Below are 17112 nucleotides of genomic sequence, written 5' to 3' on the forward strand. Positions count from 1 at the left end.
TATCCCTTAGCTGTAAAGCTTTGATGATAGCACGGTATCTTTCAATGTCTTTTTTGTATAAGTAAGCCAATAACGCACGGCGTTTACCTACTAATTTTTGCAGTGATAACTGGGTTGAAAAATCATGTTTGTTTTTTTTCAGGTGACCAGTTAAGTGTGCGATACGGGTTGTAAATAAAGCTACTTGTCCTTCTGCAGAACCTGTGTCTGTAGCTGATTTACCGTGTTTTGCAAAGATCTCTGCCTTTGCTTCTTTACCTAAATACATTACTTGAATAATATTAAAGCGTGAATGATTAATTAATTGAGGTGCAAAGATAGGGAATTAAGTCAAAATTCAAAAGTAAAAACTACAAAGTATTCTTGAGCACCTTAACTAACAATAATAAGCGAAAAATTCAAAAACTTTCCAATTTAAAACAACACTAAATTAGCAACTATACTATATGAACTTTATATTTTTCAAATAGCAGGATTTTTGAATTTTGAATTTTTACTTTTGAATTTTCACTTTCTATGTATAGCACTTTTGAAACCGAATTTCGTGTACGCCCTGATGATATTGACATGTTTCAGCACGTGCACAATAGTAAATATTTTGATTACGTATTAGCCGCCCGGTACGATCAGATGGAACGCTGCTACGGCATGGCTATGGAGAAATTCATGGAACGCGGTTTTGGCTGGGTGGTACGTGTAGCACATGTTGATTATAAGCGTGCCTTAGCAATGGGCGATTACTTTATTGTAAAAACAGGCATCGAAAGTGTTAACGAAAAAGGCTGTCGGGTAAAGTTCAGTCTAAGCAATAAAGCAACCGGTAAAGTTTGCTGTGATGGTTATTTTGATTATGTAATGATAGACATAGCCACCGGCCGTGGCGCCAAAGTGCCCGCTGATGTTATTGAACAATACTCCATATAGTAAGTAACATGAGTTTACCACATCACTTTTTACTCACTAAACCCTCATACCTGTAATAGTTATAATAAAAAAACAGGAAGGCTATCATGAAATTCAGCGGTATCAGCAACCATAACAGGTGAAACATAATAATCCAAAACAGCACAATAAAAAGTCCGAGTATCCACTGTAGATATCTGTCCATATTTAAACCAAACCAATAGAGCAAGCTGTGAAACAGCATAGCAATACTTAGTCCGGCCAATAATAATTGCAAAGCCATCAATGGGTTAAACCTGCTGAAAAGCCAGATACTCTCGGGCAACAGCAATAAAAAATAAACGCCCACAAAATTTAAAAATAACCTGAATCTGCTGTAAGGCAAATTTCTCGAAAAACTGAGAAAAGTTTCTTCAAAGCGGCGCTCTTCAAATATCAAAACAATATGGGCAGTAATCACAGCCAGTATAGCTATGCCCGCTACCCGCAAATCAGTTTTAACATCAGCGAATAAATAAAACACACCAGTAATAATCAACCAGGATAATCCCTTGGTAATAAAATAAGGCACTTTTTTACTATCAAAAATATGATAAATGTATAGACTGAAATAAGGTTTACGCCAATTACCACTTAACCTTAATAATATGGATTGATTACTGCCATCAACTAAACGGTTCAGTACTCGTACATATAATAATGAACTGCACCATATAATACCTACTAAAAATATCAGAATAGCAACAGGCAATACATAATAATGATGGCTTACCCCTACCGCCACAGCCAGTAAGGCATAAATTATTATGGGCGCCATAATAACCGCCTGGGCGTAACACCAAGATGTTAATTGCTTTGTCCTGCTTAACGAATTACTACTATAAAATAAAAACTGTTTATCAGGCGTAAAAAACTGCCCCGTAACGTAATGCCAGCTTTTAAAAATATATAGCAGCCAAACACATAAAACAAGACCCAGCATCACTACACTACTGGTCATTCCCAGCATCAATGATTGGTGATACGTTACCTGCATATTACCGGGTACACAGCCTACCATTACAAAAAATACAAAAAATAAAATACCGGCATGTACCTGGTAAAAACCAGCGGCAAATACTTTGATCAATACTTTGGTGAGTGGCTGCTGCATCAGGCAATAAATTTCAAGGTTTGCTCTTCAACCAGCAGTTCATGGGCTATGGGTAATTCCGCATGCTCCAATGCCTGGTGCGATGATAGCAGGAAACTTGTCCCCTCCTGGTTATACCGTTCAGCTATCCAGCCATTCAGTATCTTTAATGATGCCACATCAATGGTGATCAGAGGTTCATCAAGCAAAATTAATTGGGGTTTCCCCATAAATGCCAGCACCAATGATAGCTTTTTAAGCATGCCGCTTGAATAAGTTCCAACTGGCCTGTTCATATAACCCTGCATCTGCATGGTATCAATATAATGCTGCTCCTGCCCTGCTGGTGCATCTTTGGCTTGAGCAAACAAAGCTATCATCTCCTTACCGGTTAAAAACTCAGGAAACAAAGGCTCAGCTTCGGCAAAATTTACCAGTTTGCGATAGGCTACAGGATACTTTTTAATGCTGATGTTACCATCCAGCAAAATATCGCCCTCAAACGATAATATACCGGCTATTGATTTAAGTAAAGTACTTTTTCCAGACCCGTTAACTCCTTTTATCCAATATATGCCCGGATTAATAGATAGATCGTCAACAGTTAATGCCGGGAAACCACCATAAAGTTTTTTAAAGTTTATAAACTGCAGCATGGATAATTTGATAATAAAACGTGTGCTATGTTACAAACAAAAGAGACGCAAATAGCGCCTCTCCAATAAATTAAAAAATCTATAAATCCGAGATCGAACATCTCAAATCCGAAATCAAATAGCTCCTTCTATCAGGTTACCATAAAATTCACCCAGATCCATTCCTGCAGCCCGCACCTGTTGCGGTATCAGACTATTGGCCGATTGCCCTGGTGTGGTATTAATTTCAATAAAATAAAAATCATTTGTACCCTCCAGTAAAATAAAATCAACACGCACCATGCCTTTACAATTAAGGCGGCTGTAAACCTCGGTAACAATGCGGGCAATGCGCTCATTCTGCTCGGCAGTAAGATCGGCCGGGGTTACTTCTTTAGTTACTCCCGAAGTATATTTAGCCTCGTAATCAAAAAAATCTTTTGAGGTAATGATTTCCGTTGCCGGCAAAACGGTTATTTTACCATGCAAACGGGCAATACCAATACTAAATTCCCTGCCTTTAATAAATTCTTCAACCAGGATCTGTTCATCTTCATGAAACGCTTTCTTTAATGCTTCAGGCAATGTTGCTACATTATAAACCTTGCTCATACCTACACTGCTGCCGCCATTATTGGGTTTTATAAAAAGCGGAAATTTCAGGGTGGCTGCTATAATGGCCACATCATGCATATCCTTTTCAAACAAACGCATAGAATGCGCGGTATGCAGCCCGTGTATACCATTTACTATAGTTTTGGTGTAAGCTTTATTCATAGTAATACCCGATGTGGTGGCATCGCAGGTATTATAAGGTATACCCAGCATATCAAAATAGCCTTGTAGTTTACCGTCTTCTCCCGGAGTACCATGAATGGTAATGAAAGCGAAATCAAATTTTATTTTTTCGCCTTGCACCATGATGCTAAAATCGTTCTTATCCACGTCTGTTAAGCCGCTATCTGACTCGTAAAACCACCTGTCGCGGTTAATAAATATGGTATAAACTTTATATTTTTCCTTAGATAAACTGGCTGCGATATTTTGGGCGCTGTTTACAGACACCTCATATTCACCGGTAAAGCCGCCGGCCAAAAGGGCTACATTTTTAGTTGTCATATACTTGTTTCTGTTCCGAAAGTCGGAAAAATGAGTAAAGCCCGAAAGTAAAATCTTTAAATTGAATATTTAAGTAATGGGCAAGATAAATTTTATAAATACTGATTCTTTACTATCATCACCCAACGGCTTATCAGCATTATTGCCCCAACAACTTTTCCAACATTCAGACTTCCTCCTGTCCAAATCCAAAATAATCCTTATGTTTGATACTTATTTTGACTGCTATTATCCTTATATATACCAATGAGCAAATTTGGGGCTTACTTAAAAACAAAATCATTTCGTAATAACATTATAATGGCTATTATCACGGTAATAGCCGTAGTTTTAATAGCCTTTTACAGTCTTGGATATTACACCAATCATGGCACCGGCATACCGGTACCAAAATTGAAGGGACAATCTGTAGATCAGGCAACAAACCTTTTAAAACAGCAGGGTTTCGATTACAAAATAGACTCTGTTTATGTACAGGATATAACCCCCGGAACCATTGTTGAACAAGATCCCGATGCCGGCACCAACGTAAAGGAAGGCCGGGTTATATACCTTACTATGGTTACGCTGCTGGCTCCCAATATTTCGCTTCCAGATCTGGAACAAAGCAGCTATCGCGAAGCCATCGCAACCCTATCAAATTATGGGTTAAAAGTTGGTGATACAACCTACAAATCTGACATTGCCCGTGATCGTATTCTGGAAGTTCATTTTGCGGGTAAAGTGATCAAGGCGGGCACCAAAATACCTAAGGGATCACGCATTGATCTGGTTTTAGGCGACGGCGAAGGTGCAAGTGAGGTGGAGATACCAGAGCTTGTTAATCTTGACCTTGATGCCGCACGATTTGCAATTAAAGGTTCGGGTTTAACTATAGGCAGTATCACTTACCAGGGTTCTATTACAGATTCTACCAATGTAGTTGTGGTATCACAGTACCCTATGCGAACAGATTCATTGAGTAAAACCAGTATAGGTACCCGGATAAACCTTACCGTAACACAAGGTACAAAAACACCAGATGCTCCAGCAAATTAATGCAACGGAATTGCTTGAAAGGATAAATAACGGAGAGTTATTGAACATCATAGATGTACGCGAACCTATGGAGTTTCATACCTATAATATAGGCGGCAATAATATTCCGTTATCCAAACTGATACAGGACATAGATGATCTGGATTACAACAAAACCGACGAGATCATCGTTATCTGCAAGGTTGGCTTGAGGAGTAAAACAGCTCAAACTATATTACAGCAAAATGGTTATCAAAATGTTAAAAATTTAACAGGCGGTTTAATTGCCATTCAAAAAATAAAATAATTACCAAACATTTCATTTATCATGACAGAGCAAAAAGCGCCATCAAAGGGTATGTTAAAAAAATTCATCATAGCCCTGGTGCTCGTTATTATTGTACTGCTTGGATTCACAGCAGTAAACTATTATTTTAAATACTTTGGCCCCAACGTTACCGACAAACAGGAATACCTATATATACATACCGGCGCAACCTATGATGAGGTGCTGAAAACCATTCAACAACAGGATATGGTTAAAGATACCACTTCATTTAACTGGGCAGCGGTTAATATGAATTACGTTAAAAGAGTAAAACCTGGAAGATACCGTTTGCACCCGGGTATGGGCAACCGAAAATTCATTAATATGCTGGCCTCGGGTACACAAGAGCCTGTCCAGCTTGAATTTCATGGATTAAGACAAAAGGAACAATTTGCAGGCTTTGTATCAAAAAAGATTGAGCCGGATTCTGTTTCGATCATTCGCCTGCTTGATTCTGCAAGCTACGTAGCACAATACGGTTTTACTACCGACAATGTGTATACCATGTTTATGCCTAACTCCTACCAGCTTTACTGGAATACATCGGCCGATAAATTTTTCAAACGGATATATGCCAATTATGAAAAATTCTGGACACCGGAGCGTAAGCAACAAGCCGCGGCGCTTAATCTTTCGCTGCCCCAGGTATCTATTTTAGCTTCTATTGTTGATGCCGAGGCATTACATGATGAGGAAATGCCTATAGTGGCCGGTTTATACCTGAACAGGCTTAAAAAAGGTATGACTCTGGATGCAGACCCTACCGTAATCTTTGCGTTGAATGATTTTACTATTAAGCGTGTATTAAACCGTTATCTCTCATACAATTCGCCTTATAATACTTATTTGCATAAAGGTTTACCTCCAGGGCCGATCATGATGCCATCGGTTAACGCGGTTAAAGCGGTACTTAATTATCAAAAAAACGATTACATATACATGTGCGCCAAAGCCGATTTTTCTGGCTACCACGCATTTGCTACCAATGTTGCCGACCATTTAGTGAACGCGCATAAATTTCAGCAGGCACTTAATGACAGAAATATCAAGCGATAATGTTTGAGCATACAACTAAGATACGTGTTCGCTATGGCGAAACTGATCAGATGGGTTACATGTATTATGGTAATTACGCCCAATTTTATGAAGTTGGCCGCGTTGAAATGCTCAGGAGCATGGGACTAACTTATAAAGGGATGGAGGACTCGGGTATTATGTTGCCTGTATTAGAGCTTAAATGCAAATACTTAAAGCCCGCGTTATATGATGAGGAAATAAGCGTTAGGGTAATCATTGACAAAATTCCGGGGATACGTATCCATTTTCGTTATGAACTGAGTAATGAAAAAGGAGAACTCATTAACCAGGGAGAAACCCTTTTGGCCTTTATCAATATGACTACGAACCGTCCGTGCCGTCCACCCCAGGATTTCATAGACAAATTGGTGCCATTTTTTGAGTAAATTTGGTATAGATGAAATGGTTACATCATTTTTTGCTCCGGTTCAGGTTTTACAGATACATCATTGACTGGACAAGGTATATTATACTACCCGGTTTCCGTCCGTTGCCGCTATATACAGTTATCGACTTTTTTATAAAAGAAATCACCAACAGTTCATTAGTTAACCGGGCATCATCACTGGCGTATAACTTTATGCTGGCTGTATTTCCGGCAACTATATTTTTGTGCACGCTGATACCTTATATACCCATTGATAACTTTCAAAAGGAGTTATTGCGCGTACTGGCTAATATAATGCCTACAAACGCTTATTTAGCTTTTAAAGACACCATTATTGATATCATCAAGAACCAAAATGGGAAATTATTGTCCTTCGGCTTTTTAACAACCCTTTATTTTGCAACCAATGGGGTAAGCAATCTTATGAAGGCCTTTAATAAGTCATCCTTAATTACCGACAGACGCAGCTGGTTAAAAAAGCGTGGGGTCGCTCTATCACTTACGGTCACCATCAGTTTTGCTCTCATCATAGCTATTGGTATCCTCGTAGCCGGGCAATCTGTTATCAGCTTTATAAAACTTCATCTGGCCACTAAAAACACATTTTGGTTTTACTCTATACTTTTTTTACGCTGGGTGGTTAGCTGGCTGGTTATCGTTATTATATTTTTTGTTACCGTATCTGTTTTATACCGTTATGGCCCGGCACATAAAAAAAAGTGGAAGTTTATTAACCCGGGATCTATTTTAGCTACTGCGCTGGCGGTACTCACCTCTTTAGGATTTTCATATTATATTAACAATTTCTCATCATACAATAAAGTTTACGGCTCTATCGGAACCCTGATCGTAGTAATGATCTGGATGTACCTAAACTCATTAATTTTACTCATTGGTTTTGAATTAAACGCCAGTATTGAGCTTTCAAAACGTAATATCAGGATTGTAAAACCCCGATATAACACCTTCAAAAGCAAAAAAACACCTCCTCCTCAAAAATTAAGCCACTGATAGTCAAATGCTTATTTCTTAACATTAATTAAATCAAAAAAAAGCAAATTCAAATTTGGTAATTCAGTTCGGATTTGTACTTTTGTCGCCGGAGAGCTGGCAGAGTGGTCGATTGCGGCAGTCTTGAAAACTGTTGAACTGTGAAAGGTTCCTGGGGTTCGAATCCCTAGCTCTCCGCCAAGAAATTAAAGCCTTGTAAATTCAATTTGCAAGGCTTTTTCTTTTTCCTTCAGCTGCTTCAAAAATATATGAAGTATTTTAAATCGCCAGCTTTCAGAAGTACACTTCACAAGCAATAGGAAAATCGGCATTTCTCTTTGTATTCGGAAGATGTGTAAATAACAGAGTCCCGTTGCGTTTTGTACATCGGGACTTCTCTTTACCTGTTAAATCAATTTTTAAAAGTCATATAAGGCATGACTTAGAGATTTGGTTACATATTATCAATTTGTAATATTTCTGAATTGATATATAGTTAAATAAGAATCATCGGTCAGGCTACATGATGATGCAGGCTTTCCTGCAAAAACGGATGGTTTTTAGGCGCCAGTGATGTAAAGCTGCTCAAAGCGGTACAAACAGAATAAATGAATATTCCGGCAAAACCAGCGAATGTGCTAATCTCAACAATACCAATTTGATCATACCAATGGCCTTGCCTGCCCAGCGAACCGGGTATGATCATTTGCCATTTATCAAGCCAGTGACCAAACACAAGAACAAAACAGGTTACTTTCATGAGTTTCCATTTACGTTTTGAATCTCTGGACATGAATACAAAGAGCGGTGCGCAGAAGTTGATAACCATGTTTATCCAAAACCAAAACTTAAATTCAGGCTGCCACCTTCTGTGAAAGTATATCGCCTCCTCAGGAAGATTGGCATAATACTGAAGCAAAAATTGCTCAAACCATAAGTAACACCAGAATATGGAAAAACCGAAAACAATTACGCCTAAAGTATGCAGATGCTCCACAGTGAACCATTCCATATAACCAGCCTCTTTAAGATAGATGGCAATCAATGAAACAACTATAAATCCACTTACTAATAGCCCTAAAACATTGTACCATGCAAACAAGGTAGAGAACCATTCCGGCTCTAAAGACATAATAACATCAAACACAAAGAGTGGAACAGTAAACATGAATATGGCCAAAAAGGCGGCAGAAGTAGAAAAGCTTTTTTTGTAGTTGGTTGTGCCTCCTATTAGGTCTTCATTTATAGATTGTTTTCTCAGTCGTCTACCTATCAAACTGTATACCGTTAGGCAAAGGAAGATCCGGATCAAGAAAAACGGAATATTCAGATAACCTGATTTTTTTGCAATGACACTGTTATAATTTGGATTTCCTGGAATTGTAACCCCTTTGAGTGTCCAGCCTTTGTAGAGATACGAAACTACCGTTTGCTTGCCTTCCTCGTTTTGCCCGGCGTGCGTGAAATAGATTCCAGAACAGATCACTATAAATAATACTACCCCTGCTACTGGTAAACTTTTTGCCAGTGCTTGTGGTATACGCAATATAGACGCCGACCACCCTGCCTTAGCAACATATGAAATAGCCGTAATGCAAATACCACATAGGCAAATACATACAAAATAATAGGCATTTAGTAACAGATTGGAAAATGTACGCTCCTCGTTACCCGTCAGGAAACCGTACGATACCCCCAATATACCGACACCTATCAAAACAATGCTCCATATTTTAGCCTTGCCTTTGAACTCAAATCTTTTGTCGAATGAACTTGACGTTATCATGAATAGTAGTTTATTGTTTATAGAATTGACTTTTATGATTTAATAAATGATCTTTAGCTTAACAGCATCTTCTTTACAGCTTGAGTGATCTCTACAGAGCCGCTGTACTGCAAGAAACTGGCGACACCTTCATCTGCGATAATATTTCTTGTTTTAATGACTATTAAAAACCGAGTATCATTCGATGGAAGTTTTACAATTTCCGGTGGCTTGTTCATAGTAAGCCAGGAAGCAAAGACAATTGCAAAAACTAAAAAGAACACCTGCAGTCCCATTCCTAAATAATCTCTTACTGTTGCAGGGGCACCCCAATTATGACCTGCTGCATAAAATATGATTGAAGTGATAGAAGCTCCCCCAAAACACCCATATTTCAAAGCGATCTGCCCGGTATTAAGCTTTTTGAGCTCTAGCCTGGTTTTTAGTGCATCTATGTAAGTTGGCGAATGCACCTCATAAATCGGGATATTGAACGATTTGAGTGCATCAATTCCAAATAAAAGGTCTTCGGCATGGCTAAAACTACATAATACAAACCCACCGGCTTTCTTAGATAGTACACCGGTTAATCGCTGTTCAACTTTTTCTTCTTGTGTTTTATAATTCACTGCCATTTGAAAATATTTAATCTAAGCTTCAGGAGCCCAATTAATGGTGGGTTTCGGTAATTTTAGGCTGTTCATCCTTCTTCCATAAAGCAATTAGAATGATCATGGAAATGATCGGCAAAAACTGCGAGATCCAATACCAGCGCCAAAAGCTATGCCCTGTTTGTTTTGCAAGTATGCCCGCCGCAAATTGGAAGCAATTAATAATACTCAAGATGGTTGCGATAAAAAGAAATTGTAATACCCACATAGTTGTAATTTTTAATATTGATTAACAGTATATTATAACTATCCAATAGGTTTAACCAATTGGATAAAATTAAGCCAAAAAAAATTAATTAGATAACATTGCTTTTATTAAAGCGGGTAAAAATTCGGCCCGTTCCTTTAACATTTTGATAATATCATTTTCTGAAATACCCATTGATCTCTGAAAAACGCCTCTTGATATATATGGAAAAATGATCATTCCTAAAATGCACATCATTAATTGCATAGGATGAATATCTGGTCTCGCCTCATGCAACTGCCGTGCAATCACAGCCTTGGCCAAGCCTTGATTATCTTCCATATTTTTGGCGATCCTTTCCGGGCGGTTTTGCATTTCACTTGAAATAAAGAATACCATTCCCGGTTCTTCAATTAGTATTTCTGTATAGTAATTGATCAGTCCTTTCACTTTTTCGTCAAGATTCGTATCCTCATTATTAACAATCGGATAAATTTTCCCAAAAAAGGCGGCAACCTGCTCCTGCGTTACAATATCAAATAACTTATCCTTACTACGGAAATAGTAATTGACTAAAGCATGTGTAAGTCCAGCTTCATCTGCAATTTCACGTGTAGTTGTTCCAGCATATCCTTTACGAATAAATACCTTCCTCCCCGCTTCTTTAATCTTTTCCTCTGTTGTAGAATCCGCTGGTATAACTTTTTTCGACATTATAAAGCAAAAGTAAGATGTTTTTTTAATCTAACCAAATATTTTAACCAATTGGTTAATGCTTATAAGTCTGTAGAATTTTTGGTATTCATCAGAGATAATTACGCCGCGAAGGTCATGGCCACAATTCCGCAAATAGCTTTTACAAGTAATGCGCCATCAATCAGGATAAGATAATAAACAAGACTGTGCCTTTTACGCATGGTGTAAACTACATACAACATAAACAAAAACGGAACACAATTGATTAGTATCTGGATCGGCAACAATCCTCTATAGAGTGTAAAACATATGAGTGATAACAACCCCACACTCAAGAGCGGTATTAAAATAAAAAATATAGTTTGCCTAAGTCCAAACCGAACGACAAAGGTTTTTAGTTGTTTATTGGCATCTGTTGGATAATCCTTGATGTCAAATATTATAGCGTTCACGGTACAAAACATCCAGTTTTTAATGAATAGAAACAGCCAAAGAATTGAATCTGGATAAGCGTTACCGGTTTCTATATGCGTCATTACCATAGGAGCAAGATTGGCACAACACGCCCACACAAACCCAATTACAAAGGCTTTAAGCCAACCTACATTTCTTAAACTTAAACCACCAGGTAACAACCCATAATACAAAGTAGCAGTGATTAAAATAATAGCGAAAAATATCCAGTAAATCAGCGGAAGATGCAGAATATGGTCATCATAGGCTACAAATAGTACTACAGAAATAGCTACCGATAAACAGAGCATAACAGCTTGGCTGTACTGTACGAATTTCCGGTTTTTAGCATACCAACGACTTCTCGGATCAGCTTTTGACTGATCAATAGATTGATGTTGGTAAGCATAAGTGTAATAAATTATGGGGAGCATGAACAATAAGGCATAATATAGTAATGAATTATGCGGCATGCGTAACTGAGCACTGGCCTCCAGATTAAAGGCGATTGCTAAAAAACCAACAAAATAATTACCAAAAAAAAGGAGTCTTAGTCCCTTATTCATGTTATAGGCAAGATTTGAATAGAAAGCGCTAAATCTACGTAAATAATTTTGTGGTGTAGAATTTACTATTAAATCTATATAAACAGTGTTGAATAATTTTCATTACCAATAGATTACAGGTAAAAGACTCGGAGGAAGCTTTTTAATTTGTTAGTTTGCTTGATCTTAACCAAACCAATTTATTCCAACCTTTAAAGCGGTATACATCCTGCCACCATGCCGCGCCTCCTCGGCAGGATGTTAAAAGTAATTTATGCTTAGCATCTATAGTAACGTCACAAAGGTCTGAGCAATTGGAATGAGCATAATCCGGATCTTTTAATTCTTCGAACCGCTTTGTCCCGGAATTATAAAGCAGAATGCTAAATGTATGATAAACTCCCATGCCCGCATCAGGGATAGAAAATGCAATATCATCATAGCCATCAAAATTATAATCGGCAATAATGCTCTCTCGCTGATAGTTGGGGTTATCAAAGCCCGGTAATTGTATAATTTTTTCCTGCCCGTCGGCATATTTGATACTCAGCTGATCATTATTAGAATGACTGAAAGAAATTAGCGCTCCATATAATAGATATCTGTCATCACCGCTAAGCGTATCCTGATCATCACTTGTTGACTCAAGCGGGAAACGCTTACCATCCTTATTCCGTAAATACCAAGCTTGAGTAATTGATCCTTTTTCTTCAGTAAGGCCATAGTTGCCTGTTACTTTTCCTCCTATAATTTCATTCCATATATAGATAGTACGCCGCGTGTTTTGGGTGTATTTGCTTATTTTTAATTGAATAATTCCATTTTGACCTTCGTACTGTGTGAACGCTCCTTTACCTTCTGTACCAGCATATATAGCAAGCGCAAATGGCTTGTTCCCACCTATGGATTTTAATTTGAATGGCTGCGACTTGGCAATGGCGGTTATAAAAGTTAAGGAAAGGGCAAGTGTGGCTATTTTCATTGAAAGCATAAGGTTAAGCACAGTTCAACACAAATCTCGCTCATTTGTTGCACTTCATGATCAGTATCTGTTAAATCTTTACTTAGCAAGATACCTAAAGCTGCAAAAAACGATGAAACCCGTTGTTAGTATTGTAACAACGGGCTTCATAAATCGATATTGAATAAATAATGCTGGTTTTATTTATAACCAACTATTCTATATTGCTATTATTTTATTTTGGGGCTCTGTTTAAGAGATTTGATAATTTGGAAAGTCTATATAACCGATCTCTCCATTCCTGGTATAATATGTAGATCGGTCGGCCACGGTAAGTGGCCAGTTATTTTTCATTCGGGCAACCAGATCGGGATTACCAACAAATGGCCGGCCAAAGGCAATCATGTCTACCCAACCAGTTTCTAAAGCTGCTTGGGCTTTCTCTTTAGTAAAGCTGCCACACCAAATGATAGCACCTTTAAAAACTTCCCGTGATTTTTTCACAAAATCATCTGGCAAATGCAGCTCTTTAAATTCAGTAACTTGCTCCATGTTACCGCTTGGTAATAGTTCATAAAGTAAATGGATATAGCCAACACCCCGCTTTTGAAGTTCATGACATAGGTAGAAAAAAGTTTCTTCTCCGTGTGGATCATCAGGCATGCTGTTGTAGTGCCCAAATGGAGAAAGTCTTAATCCGATACTTCCGGCCCCTAACTCTTCTATCGCGACATCAACTACTTCCAGCAAAAAGCGGGTACGGTTTTCCAGTGATTGTCCACCGTATTGATCATCACGGGTATTAAGCACAGTATTCATAAACTGCTCAAACAGATAGCCATTTGCAGCATGAAGTTCAACCCCATCAAATCCCGCTTTACGTGCATTCTTAAAAGCGGTTCTAAAAACATTAACCAGATCAGAAATCTCTTCCGTACTGATTTGTCTGGGTTTACTTGCACGTACAAACGTTAACTTACCTTCGCTGTTATGGGCAAATACATCCGATCCAACCGCCTGCTCATCTGTAACACCCCACGGCACTTCGCCATCTGGCATTAATGATGTGTGTGCCATACGCCCAACATGCCATATCTGGGCGAATACCTTCCCCCCGTGGCGATGTATCTCTTCAGTAACCAGTTGCCATCCTGACACTTGCTCACTGTTATAAATACCAGGTGTCCAGAGGTACCCTTTACTGTGCGGCGCTACGTCAATAGCCTCAGTAATGATCAAGCCGGCGCTGGCACGTTGTCCATAATATTGGGCCATCATAGCATTGGGTACATCACCAGGTGATGTGCGTGTTCTGGTCATAGGAGCCATAACTACACGATTGTTAAGCTGTTTTGATCCCAATTCGCAGGGATCAAATAATGTGATATTTTCCATGTTAATATTTGCGTAAAACGCTTTTCGTCCATACAAATAAAATACGTAATTAATTAAAAAACAACAACTTACACAAATACCAGTCACTGAAATTCAGGTTCGTATTGTTGATAATCAACATTTTACCGAATCAAGAAAATGTTGATTATTTTACATATTACAAAACTTTAACATTTGTGAACACAATAAAACGTGGCTACTTTGACTTACCTTTGCAATGAACAAAATAGTATAAGGCTTCAATTAGAAAACGACTGTAAAAATGGCTTATAACAGGACATTGAGATCGGAATGGGCAAATAATCCAGACAAATGCGCGGTGGAACTGGCGTTGGCTTCCATTAGCGGTAAGTGGAAGCTTAGGATATATGATGTAATAAGCAAAGGACAACCGATACGCTATTGCCTGATCAATAATTTATTGGAAGATATTTCTGAAAAAACGCTAACAGCGCAGTTGCGTGAAATGGAGCAGGATGGTATAATTACCAGGGTAGTTTACCCGGAAGTGCCGCCGAGAGTTGAATACGAACTCACTGATTTAGGCAAATCACTGCAAACCGTTTTTGACGCGCTGAATAATTGGGGAAAGGCTTATATTGATGATAAAAACACTGCTAAAAGTTAATAAACTTCAATATTAATATGAAGCCCCGTAGGTTGAACCTACGGGGCTTCTTTGCTTTTTTAAAACATTCTGCTAATTATTTATAGTCCAATTTGCTTCCCCGTTTGCTGATAATTCGACTATTGCGTTTGAAGCAATAACTTCCTTTTTTGATTTAGTAACGAGTTGAAACTGCTTGTCTTTAAAAACAGATGATAGATCGACAGCAAAACGCCGGGGCTTGTTGGCTAAGTTCTTTAACTTGAACCCTTTTGATGTAATTGTGTAACGTATATTGTATAGTGGATTTGTAAATTCAATTGTTCCGTACTCATTAAGGCTTGGCTTAATGCGGAGATCGGCATCCAAAGCATGCTGTATACCTAAAAAATCATTAATAAGCACCGATGTATAAACACATGGATACTCATAATACATGTCGGCACCATGCCAATCCTTATTATCAACATAATATACATGATTCATGTCATATCTTTCGCCCATGTAATAAGAATCCTTAACGGCTTCAGCTGCAACAGTTTTAAGTTGTTTATAAAGCATATCGTTGTTATTGTTCCATTTCCAGTATGAAGCATCCCACCACCAATAACGTCCGGCGGCGCAAAGATCATAAGGCCCGCCATCACCAATTTCATATTTATTATAAGCGGCAACATCTGCCGATATAAAACTTGGGAACCTTTGAAATTCGTTAAGGTTTGCATTCACCAATTTTGCTACCGCCTGGGTTTGAGTTTCTGTGGTATATCCAAACATTACAGGCAGAATGTTTGCCAGCAAATGTATATGGTTATGCTTAACACCGTTCCTGTCTACCCAATCAACAAACCTTTGCTCTTTCTCATCCCAAAATCCTTTAGGCAATGGCTGAACCAATTGCGTAGCAATCTTTTTTGAAATTTCGGTATAATAAGCTGACTGATCTCCCCTGTTCAATATATTTTCCATTTGGGCTAATAATTGAAAGGTATAGGCAGCCAATGCTCCCGACATGGTTTCCCTCCCATCCTTCATTACCTGGTCTTCATAATATACATCAGACCATACACGCCCATATTGGTCGGTATTGGCGATGGTAAGCGCAGCGGCTTTTTCAAGATTATCGATGTTTTTATTGAGCCAGGAAGAATCCTTGGTAGCTTCAAAATAATGGAAAGCTTCTTCCAATATTTCCATATTGCCTGTCAACAGGAACATATTGGCATTTGACTTATTATTTTGACTATTCCTGCGAATGTGATATTCACGTTCGCCGGAGGGCTGAACAGAACAAGGATCACGAAACAATCCTTCAGGATCATCCTGCATCAATTTAAACTGAAGCTCCATCATCCGTTTCACAACATCAATGTCAAGGTCGGATCCAAAAGCAAGCCTTCCTTTTATTTGAAATTCATGATCAACATCTGGATACGAACCTGCATAAGCCTTGGGGTTTAATGTACTAATAACGTATCCGCTTGAATAAGGATAATTTTTAGCTTTTGTTTTTTCGATTACCGATTGCAACATGGTTCCCCAGTAAAAACCTGCTAAAGTGTTTGCCAGGGCATCGCCACCTGCTATGTTGATGGCATAACGGTTATTGAAACAATCACTATGAGGGCGGGCCTCCGCTGTATGCAGTTCAAATTTGGGTGAATATACATTTACGGTTATCCTGTCATTTTCTATAGTAGCCGTAACAGAGTCGCGGTCTGATAATTTGATCAGATAGGCGTTATCTTTTGAAAGGGCATCCTGAGGCAATATCCACAAATTTGTATTCACGCTGATTTTGCCGGAAGCTCCGTTTAAGGGCAGAACATGCCATTTATTGTCTTCGCGATTTATACCAACACAGGTATGTGTTTGAAAAGTCAGTTGAACGGGATTACTACTATTTTGGGCACTTACTAATGAAACACCTTTTGCAGTTTTGGCATTAGCATTTTTAACATTCACTAAGATGCCAGAAGGCTTAATTTGAGCATGGATTACAAAACTGTTTAACAAAAACAAAGCGACTAAAAATCTTCTCATATAAATATTGAAATTGGGGTATTAAAACTTATTTCAGGTTTATCCGGAAACGAATATAAATTTTTAATCCCACCTTCAAAAATCAGCTGAAAGGTTTTAGTGTTTAGTTTCAAGTAATTCCCCAATAGCACTATATCGTACACCAAAACGTTCGAAAACGAACAGTTTAATTATATTATACAAATACAACTATCAGTAAC

Annotated in this window: 19 protein-coding genes and 1 tRNA gene; 8 read left to right on the forward strand and 12 right to left on the reverse strand. The window is 38.3% G+C overall.

The window, feature by feature from the left end:
- Window positions 1-268, reverse strand: a 268-nt coding sequence (gene rpsO / locus AAGC65_RS07440) for a 30S ribosomal protein S15 (protein WP_343111799.1), incomplete at its 3' end; no start/stop codon positions are given.
- A 248-nt stretch (window positions 269-516) separates the two neighbouring features.
- On the opposite strand from rpsO, the gene AAGC65_RS07445 reads away from it, so the two are divergent.
- Complete coding sequence (locus AAGC65_RS07445) at window positions 517-924, forward strand: acyl-CoA thioesterase (protein ID WP_343111800.1); 408 nt, start codon at window positions 517-519, stop codon at window positions 922-924.
- Window positions 925-946: 22 nt separating this feature from the next.
- On the opposite strand, the gene AAGC65_RS07450 is transcribed toward AAGC65_RS07445, so the two are convergent.
- The 3 genes from AAGC65_RS07450 to AAGC65_RS07460 form a co-directional block, all read right to left on the reverse strand.
- Entirely contained in the window at window positions 947-2056 is a 1110-nt protein-coding gene (locus AAGC65_RS07450) for a hypothetical protein (protein ID WP_343111801.1), read from the reverse strand.
- Entirely contained in the window at window positions 2056-2691 is a 636-nt protein-coding gene (locus AAGC65_RS07455) for an ABC transporter ATP-binding protein (protein ID WP_343111802.1), read from the reverse strand. Before AAGC65_RS07455 ends, AAGC65_RS07450 begins: the two co-directional genes overlap by 1 nt.
- Window positions 2692-2805: 114 nt before the next feature.
- Window positions 2806-3789, reverse strand: coding sequence for a D-alanine--D-alanine ligase (locus AAGC65_RS07460; protein ID WP_343111803.1), 984 nt, complete (start codon window positions 3787-3789; stop codon window positions 2806-2808).
- Between the two features lie 300 nt (window positions 3790-4089).
- Between AAGC65_RS07460 and AAGC65_RS07465 the strand changes: the two genes are divergently transcribed.
- From AAGC65_RS07465 to AAGC65_RS07490, 6 genes are all read left to right on the forward strand, one after another.
- Window positions 4090-4827 carry a PASTA domain-containing protein gene (locus AAGC65_RS07465; protein WP_343111804.1) on the forward strand — a complete coding sequence of 246 codons (738 nt, stop codon included), beginning with the start codon at window positions 4090-4092 and terminating at the stop codon, window positions 4825-4827.
- Complete coding sequence (locus AAGC65_RS07470) at window positions 4811-5113, forward strand: rhodanese-like domain-containing protein (protein ID WP_343111805.1); 303 nt, start codon at window positions 4811-4813, stop codon at window positions 5111-5113. Before AAGC65_RS07465 ends, AAGC65_RS07470 begins: the two co-directional genes overlap by 17 nt.
- 21 nt (window positions 5114-5134) lie before the next feature.
- Entirely contained in the window at window positions 5135-6190 is a 1056-nt protein-coding gene (gene mltG, locus AAGC65_RS07475) for an endolytic transglycosylase MltG (protein ID WP_343111806.1), read from the forward strand.
- A complete protein-coding gene (locus AAGC65_RS07480) occupies window positions 6190-6597 on the forward strand; it encodes a thioesterase family protein (RefSeq protein ID WP_343111807.1) in 408 nt (135 codons plus the stop codon). Before mltG ends, AAGC65_RS07480 begins: the two co-directional genes overlap by 1 nt.
- Window positions 6598-6608: 11 nt before the next feature.
- Window positions 6609-7610, forward strand: a complete 1002-nt coding sequence (locus AAGC65_RS07485; RefSeq protein ID WP_343111808.1) for a YihY/virulence factor BrkB family protein — start codon at window positions 6609-6611, stop codon at window positions 7608-7610.
- 90 nt (window positions 7611-7700) lie between these two features.
- Window positions 7701-7790 (forward strand) — tRNA-Ser (locus AAGC65_RS07490).
- Window positions 7791-8103: 313 nt separating this feature from the next.
- On the opposite strand, the gene AAGC65_RS07495 is transcribed toward AAGC65_RS07490, so the two are convergent.
- The 7 genes from AAGC65_RS07495 to AAGC65_RS07525 form a co-directional block, all read right to left on the reverse strand.
- Window positions 8104-9375 (reverse strand): quinol:cytochrome C oxidoreductase, encoded by a 1272-nt coding sequence (locus AAGC65_RS07495; protein ID WP_343111809.1) that lies wholly within the window; start codon window positions 9373-9375, stop codon window positions 8104-8106.
- A gap of 53 nt (window positions 9376-9428) precedes the next feature.
- Window positions 9429-9989 (reverse strand): quinol:electron acceptor oxidoreductase subunit ActD, encoded by a 561-nt coding sequence (locus AAGC65_RS07500; protein ID WP_343111810.1) that lies wholly within the window; start codon window positions 9987-9989, stop codon window positions 9429-9431.
- A gap of 34 nt (window positions 9990-10023) precedes the next feature.
- Entirely contained in the window at window positions 10024-10233 is a 210-nt protein-coding gene (locus tag AAGC65_RS07505) for a hypothetical protein (RefSeq protein WP_343111811.1), read from the reverse strand.
- An 84-nt stretch (window positions 10234-10317) separates the two neighbouring features.
- Window positions 10318-10926, reverse strand: coding sequence for a TetR/AcrR family transcriptional regulator (locus tag AAGC65_RS07510; protein WP_343111812.1), 609 nt, complete (start codon window positions 10924-10926; stop codon window positions 10318-10320).
- A gap of 101 nt (window positions 10927-11027) precedes the next feature.
- The gene (locus tag AAGC65_RS07515) at window positions 11028-11927 is read right to left on the reverse strand and encodes a hypothetical protein (RefSeq protein ID WP_343111813.1); all 900 of its coding nucleotides are present in this window, start codon (window positions 11925-11927) and stop codon (window positions 11028-11030) included.
- 142 nt (window positions 11928-12069) lie between these two features.
- On the reverse strand, window positions 12070-12888 hold the full coding sequence (locus AAGC65_RS07520) for an XAC2610-related protein (RefSeq protein ID WP_343111814.1): 819 nt from the start codon (window positions 12886-12888) through the stop codon (window positions 12070-12072).
- Between the two features lie 231 nt (window positions 12889-13119).
- Entirely contained in the window at window positions 13120-14262 is a 1143-nt protein-coding gene (locus tag AAGC65_RS07525) for an alkene reductase (protein ID WP_343111815.1), read from the reverse strand.
- Between the two features lie 262 nt (window positions 14263-14524).
- Here AAGC65_RS07525 and AAGC65_RS07530 point away from each other — a divergent pair, with 262 nt between their 5' ends.
- Window positions 14525-14890 carry a helix-turn-helix domain-containing protein gene (locus AAGC65_RS07530; RefSeq protein WP_343111816.1) on the forward strand — a complete coding sequence of 122 codons (366 nt, stop codon included), beginning with the start codon at window positions 14525-14527 and terminating at the stop codon, window positions 14888-14890.
- 72 nt (window positions 14891-14962) lie between these two features.
- Here the strand turns inward: AAGC65_RS07530 and AAGC65_RS07535 are convergent, their stop codons facing one another.
- Window positions 14963-16912, reverse strand: coding sequence for a hypothetical protein (locus AAGC65_RS07535; RefSeq protein WP_343111817.1), 1950 nt, complete (start codon window positions 16910-16912; stop codon window positions 14963-14965).
- Between the last annotated feature and the right edge of the window lie 200 nt (window positions 16913-17112).

It is taken from the genome of Mucilaginibacter sp. (assembly GCF_039207105.1).
Taxonomy (GTDB): domain Bacteria; phylum Bacteroidota; class Bacteroidia; order Sphingobacteriales; family Sphingobacteriaceae; genus Mucilaginibacter.

Excerpts from the sequence above, each read along its gene's own strand:
- AAGC65_RS07520 (WP_343111814.1), bottom strand. The coding sequence starts at position 12,888 with ATGAAAATAGCCACACTTGCCCTTTCCTTAACTTTTATAACCGCCATT.
- AAGC65_RS07495 (WP_343111809.1), bottom strand. The coding sequence starts at position 9,375 with ATGATAACGTCAAGTTCATTCGACAAAAGATTTGAGTTCAAAGGCAAG.
- AAGC65_RS07460 (WP_343111803.1), bottom strand. The coding sequence starts at position 3,789 with ATGACAACTAAAAATGTAGCCCTTTTGGCCGGCGGCTTTACCGGTGAA.
- AAGC65_RS07485 (WP_343111808.1), top strand. The coding sequence starts at position 6,609 with ATGAAATGGTTACATCATTTTTTGCTCCGGTTCAGGTTTTACAGATAC.
- AAGC65_RS07530 (WP_343111816.1), top strand. The coding sequence starts at position 14,525 with ATGGCTTATAACAGGACATTGAGATCGGAATGGGCAAATAATCCAGAC.
- AAGC65_RS07450 (WP_343111801.1), bottom strand. The coding sequence starts at position 2,056 with ATGCAGCAGCCACTCACCAAAGTATTGATCAAAGTATTTGCCGCTGGT.
- mltG (WP_343111806.1), top strand. The coding sequence starts at position 5,135 with ATGACAGAGCAAAAAGCGCCATCAAAGGGTATGTTAAAAAAATTCATC.
- AAGC65_RS07465 (WP_343111804.1), top strand. The coding sequence starts at position 4,090 with ATGGCTATTATCACGGTAATAGCCGTAGTTTTAATAGCCTTTTACAGT.
- AAGC65_RS07510 (WP_343111812.1), bottom strand. The coding sequence starts at position 10,926 with ATGTCGAAAAAAGTTATACCAGCGGATTCTACAACAGAGGAAAAGATT.
- AAGC65_RS07500 (WP_343111810.1), bottom strand. The coding sequence starts at position 9,989 with ATGGCAGTGAATTATAAAACACAAGAAGAAAAAGTTGAACAGCGATTA.
- AAGC65_RS07515 (WP_343111813.1), bottom strand. The coding sequence starts at position 11,927 with ATGAATAAGGGACTAAGACTCCTTTTTTTTGGTAATTATTTTGTTGGT.
- AAGC65_RS07455 (WP_343111802.1), bottom strand. The coding sequence starts at position 2,691 with ATGCTGCAGTTTATAAACTTTAAAAAACTTTATGGTGGTTTCCCGGCA.
- AAGC65_RS07480 (WP_343111807.1), top strand. The coding sequence starts at position 6,190 with ATGTTTGAGCATACAACTAAGATACGTGTTCGCTATGGCGAAACTGAT.
- AAGC65_RS07470 (WP_343111805.1), top strand. The coding sequence starts at position 4,811 with ATGCTCCAGCAAATTAATGCAACGGAATTGCTTGAAAGGATAAATAAC.
- AAGC65_RS07445 (WP_343111800.1), top strand. The coding sequence starts at position 517 with ATGTATAGCACTTTTGAAACCGAATTTCGTGTACGCCCTGATGATATT.
- AAGC65_RS07505 (WP_343111811.1), bottom strand. The coding sequence starts at position 10,233 with ATGTGGGTATTACAATTTCTTTTTATCGCAACCATCTTGAGTATTATT.
- AAGC65_RS07535 (WP_343111817.1), bottom strand. The coding sequence starts at position 16,912 with ATGAGAAGATTTTTAGTCGCTTTGTTTTTGTTAAACAGTTTTGTAATC.
- AAGC65_RS07525 (WP_343111815.1), bottom strand. The coding sequence starts at position 14,262 with ATGGAAAATATCACATTATTTGATCCCTGCGAATTGGGATCAAAACAG.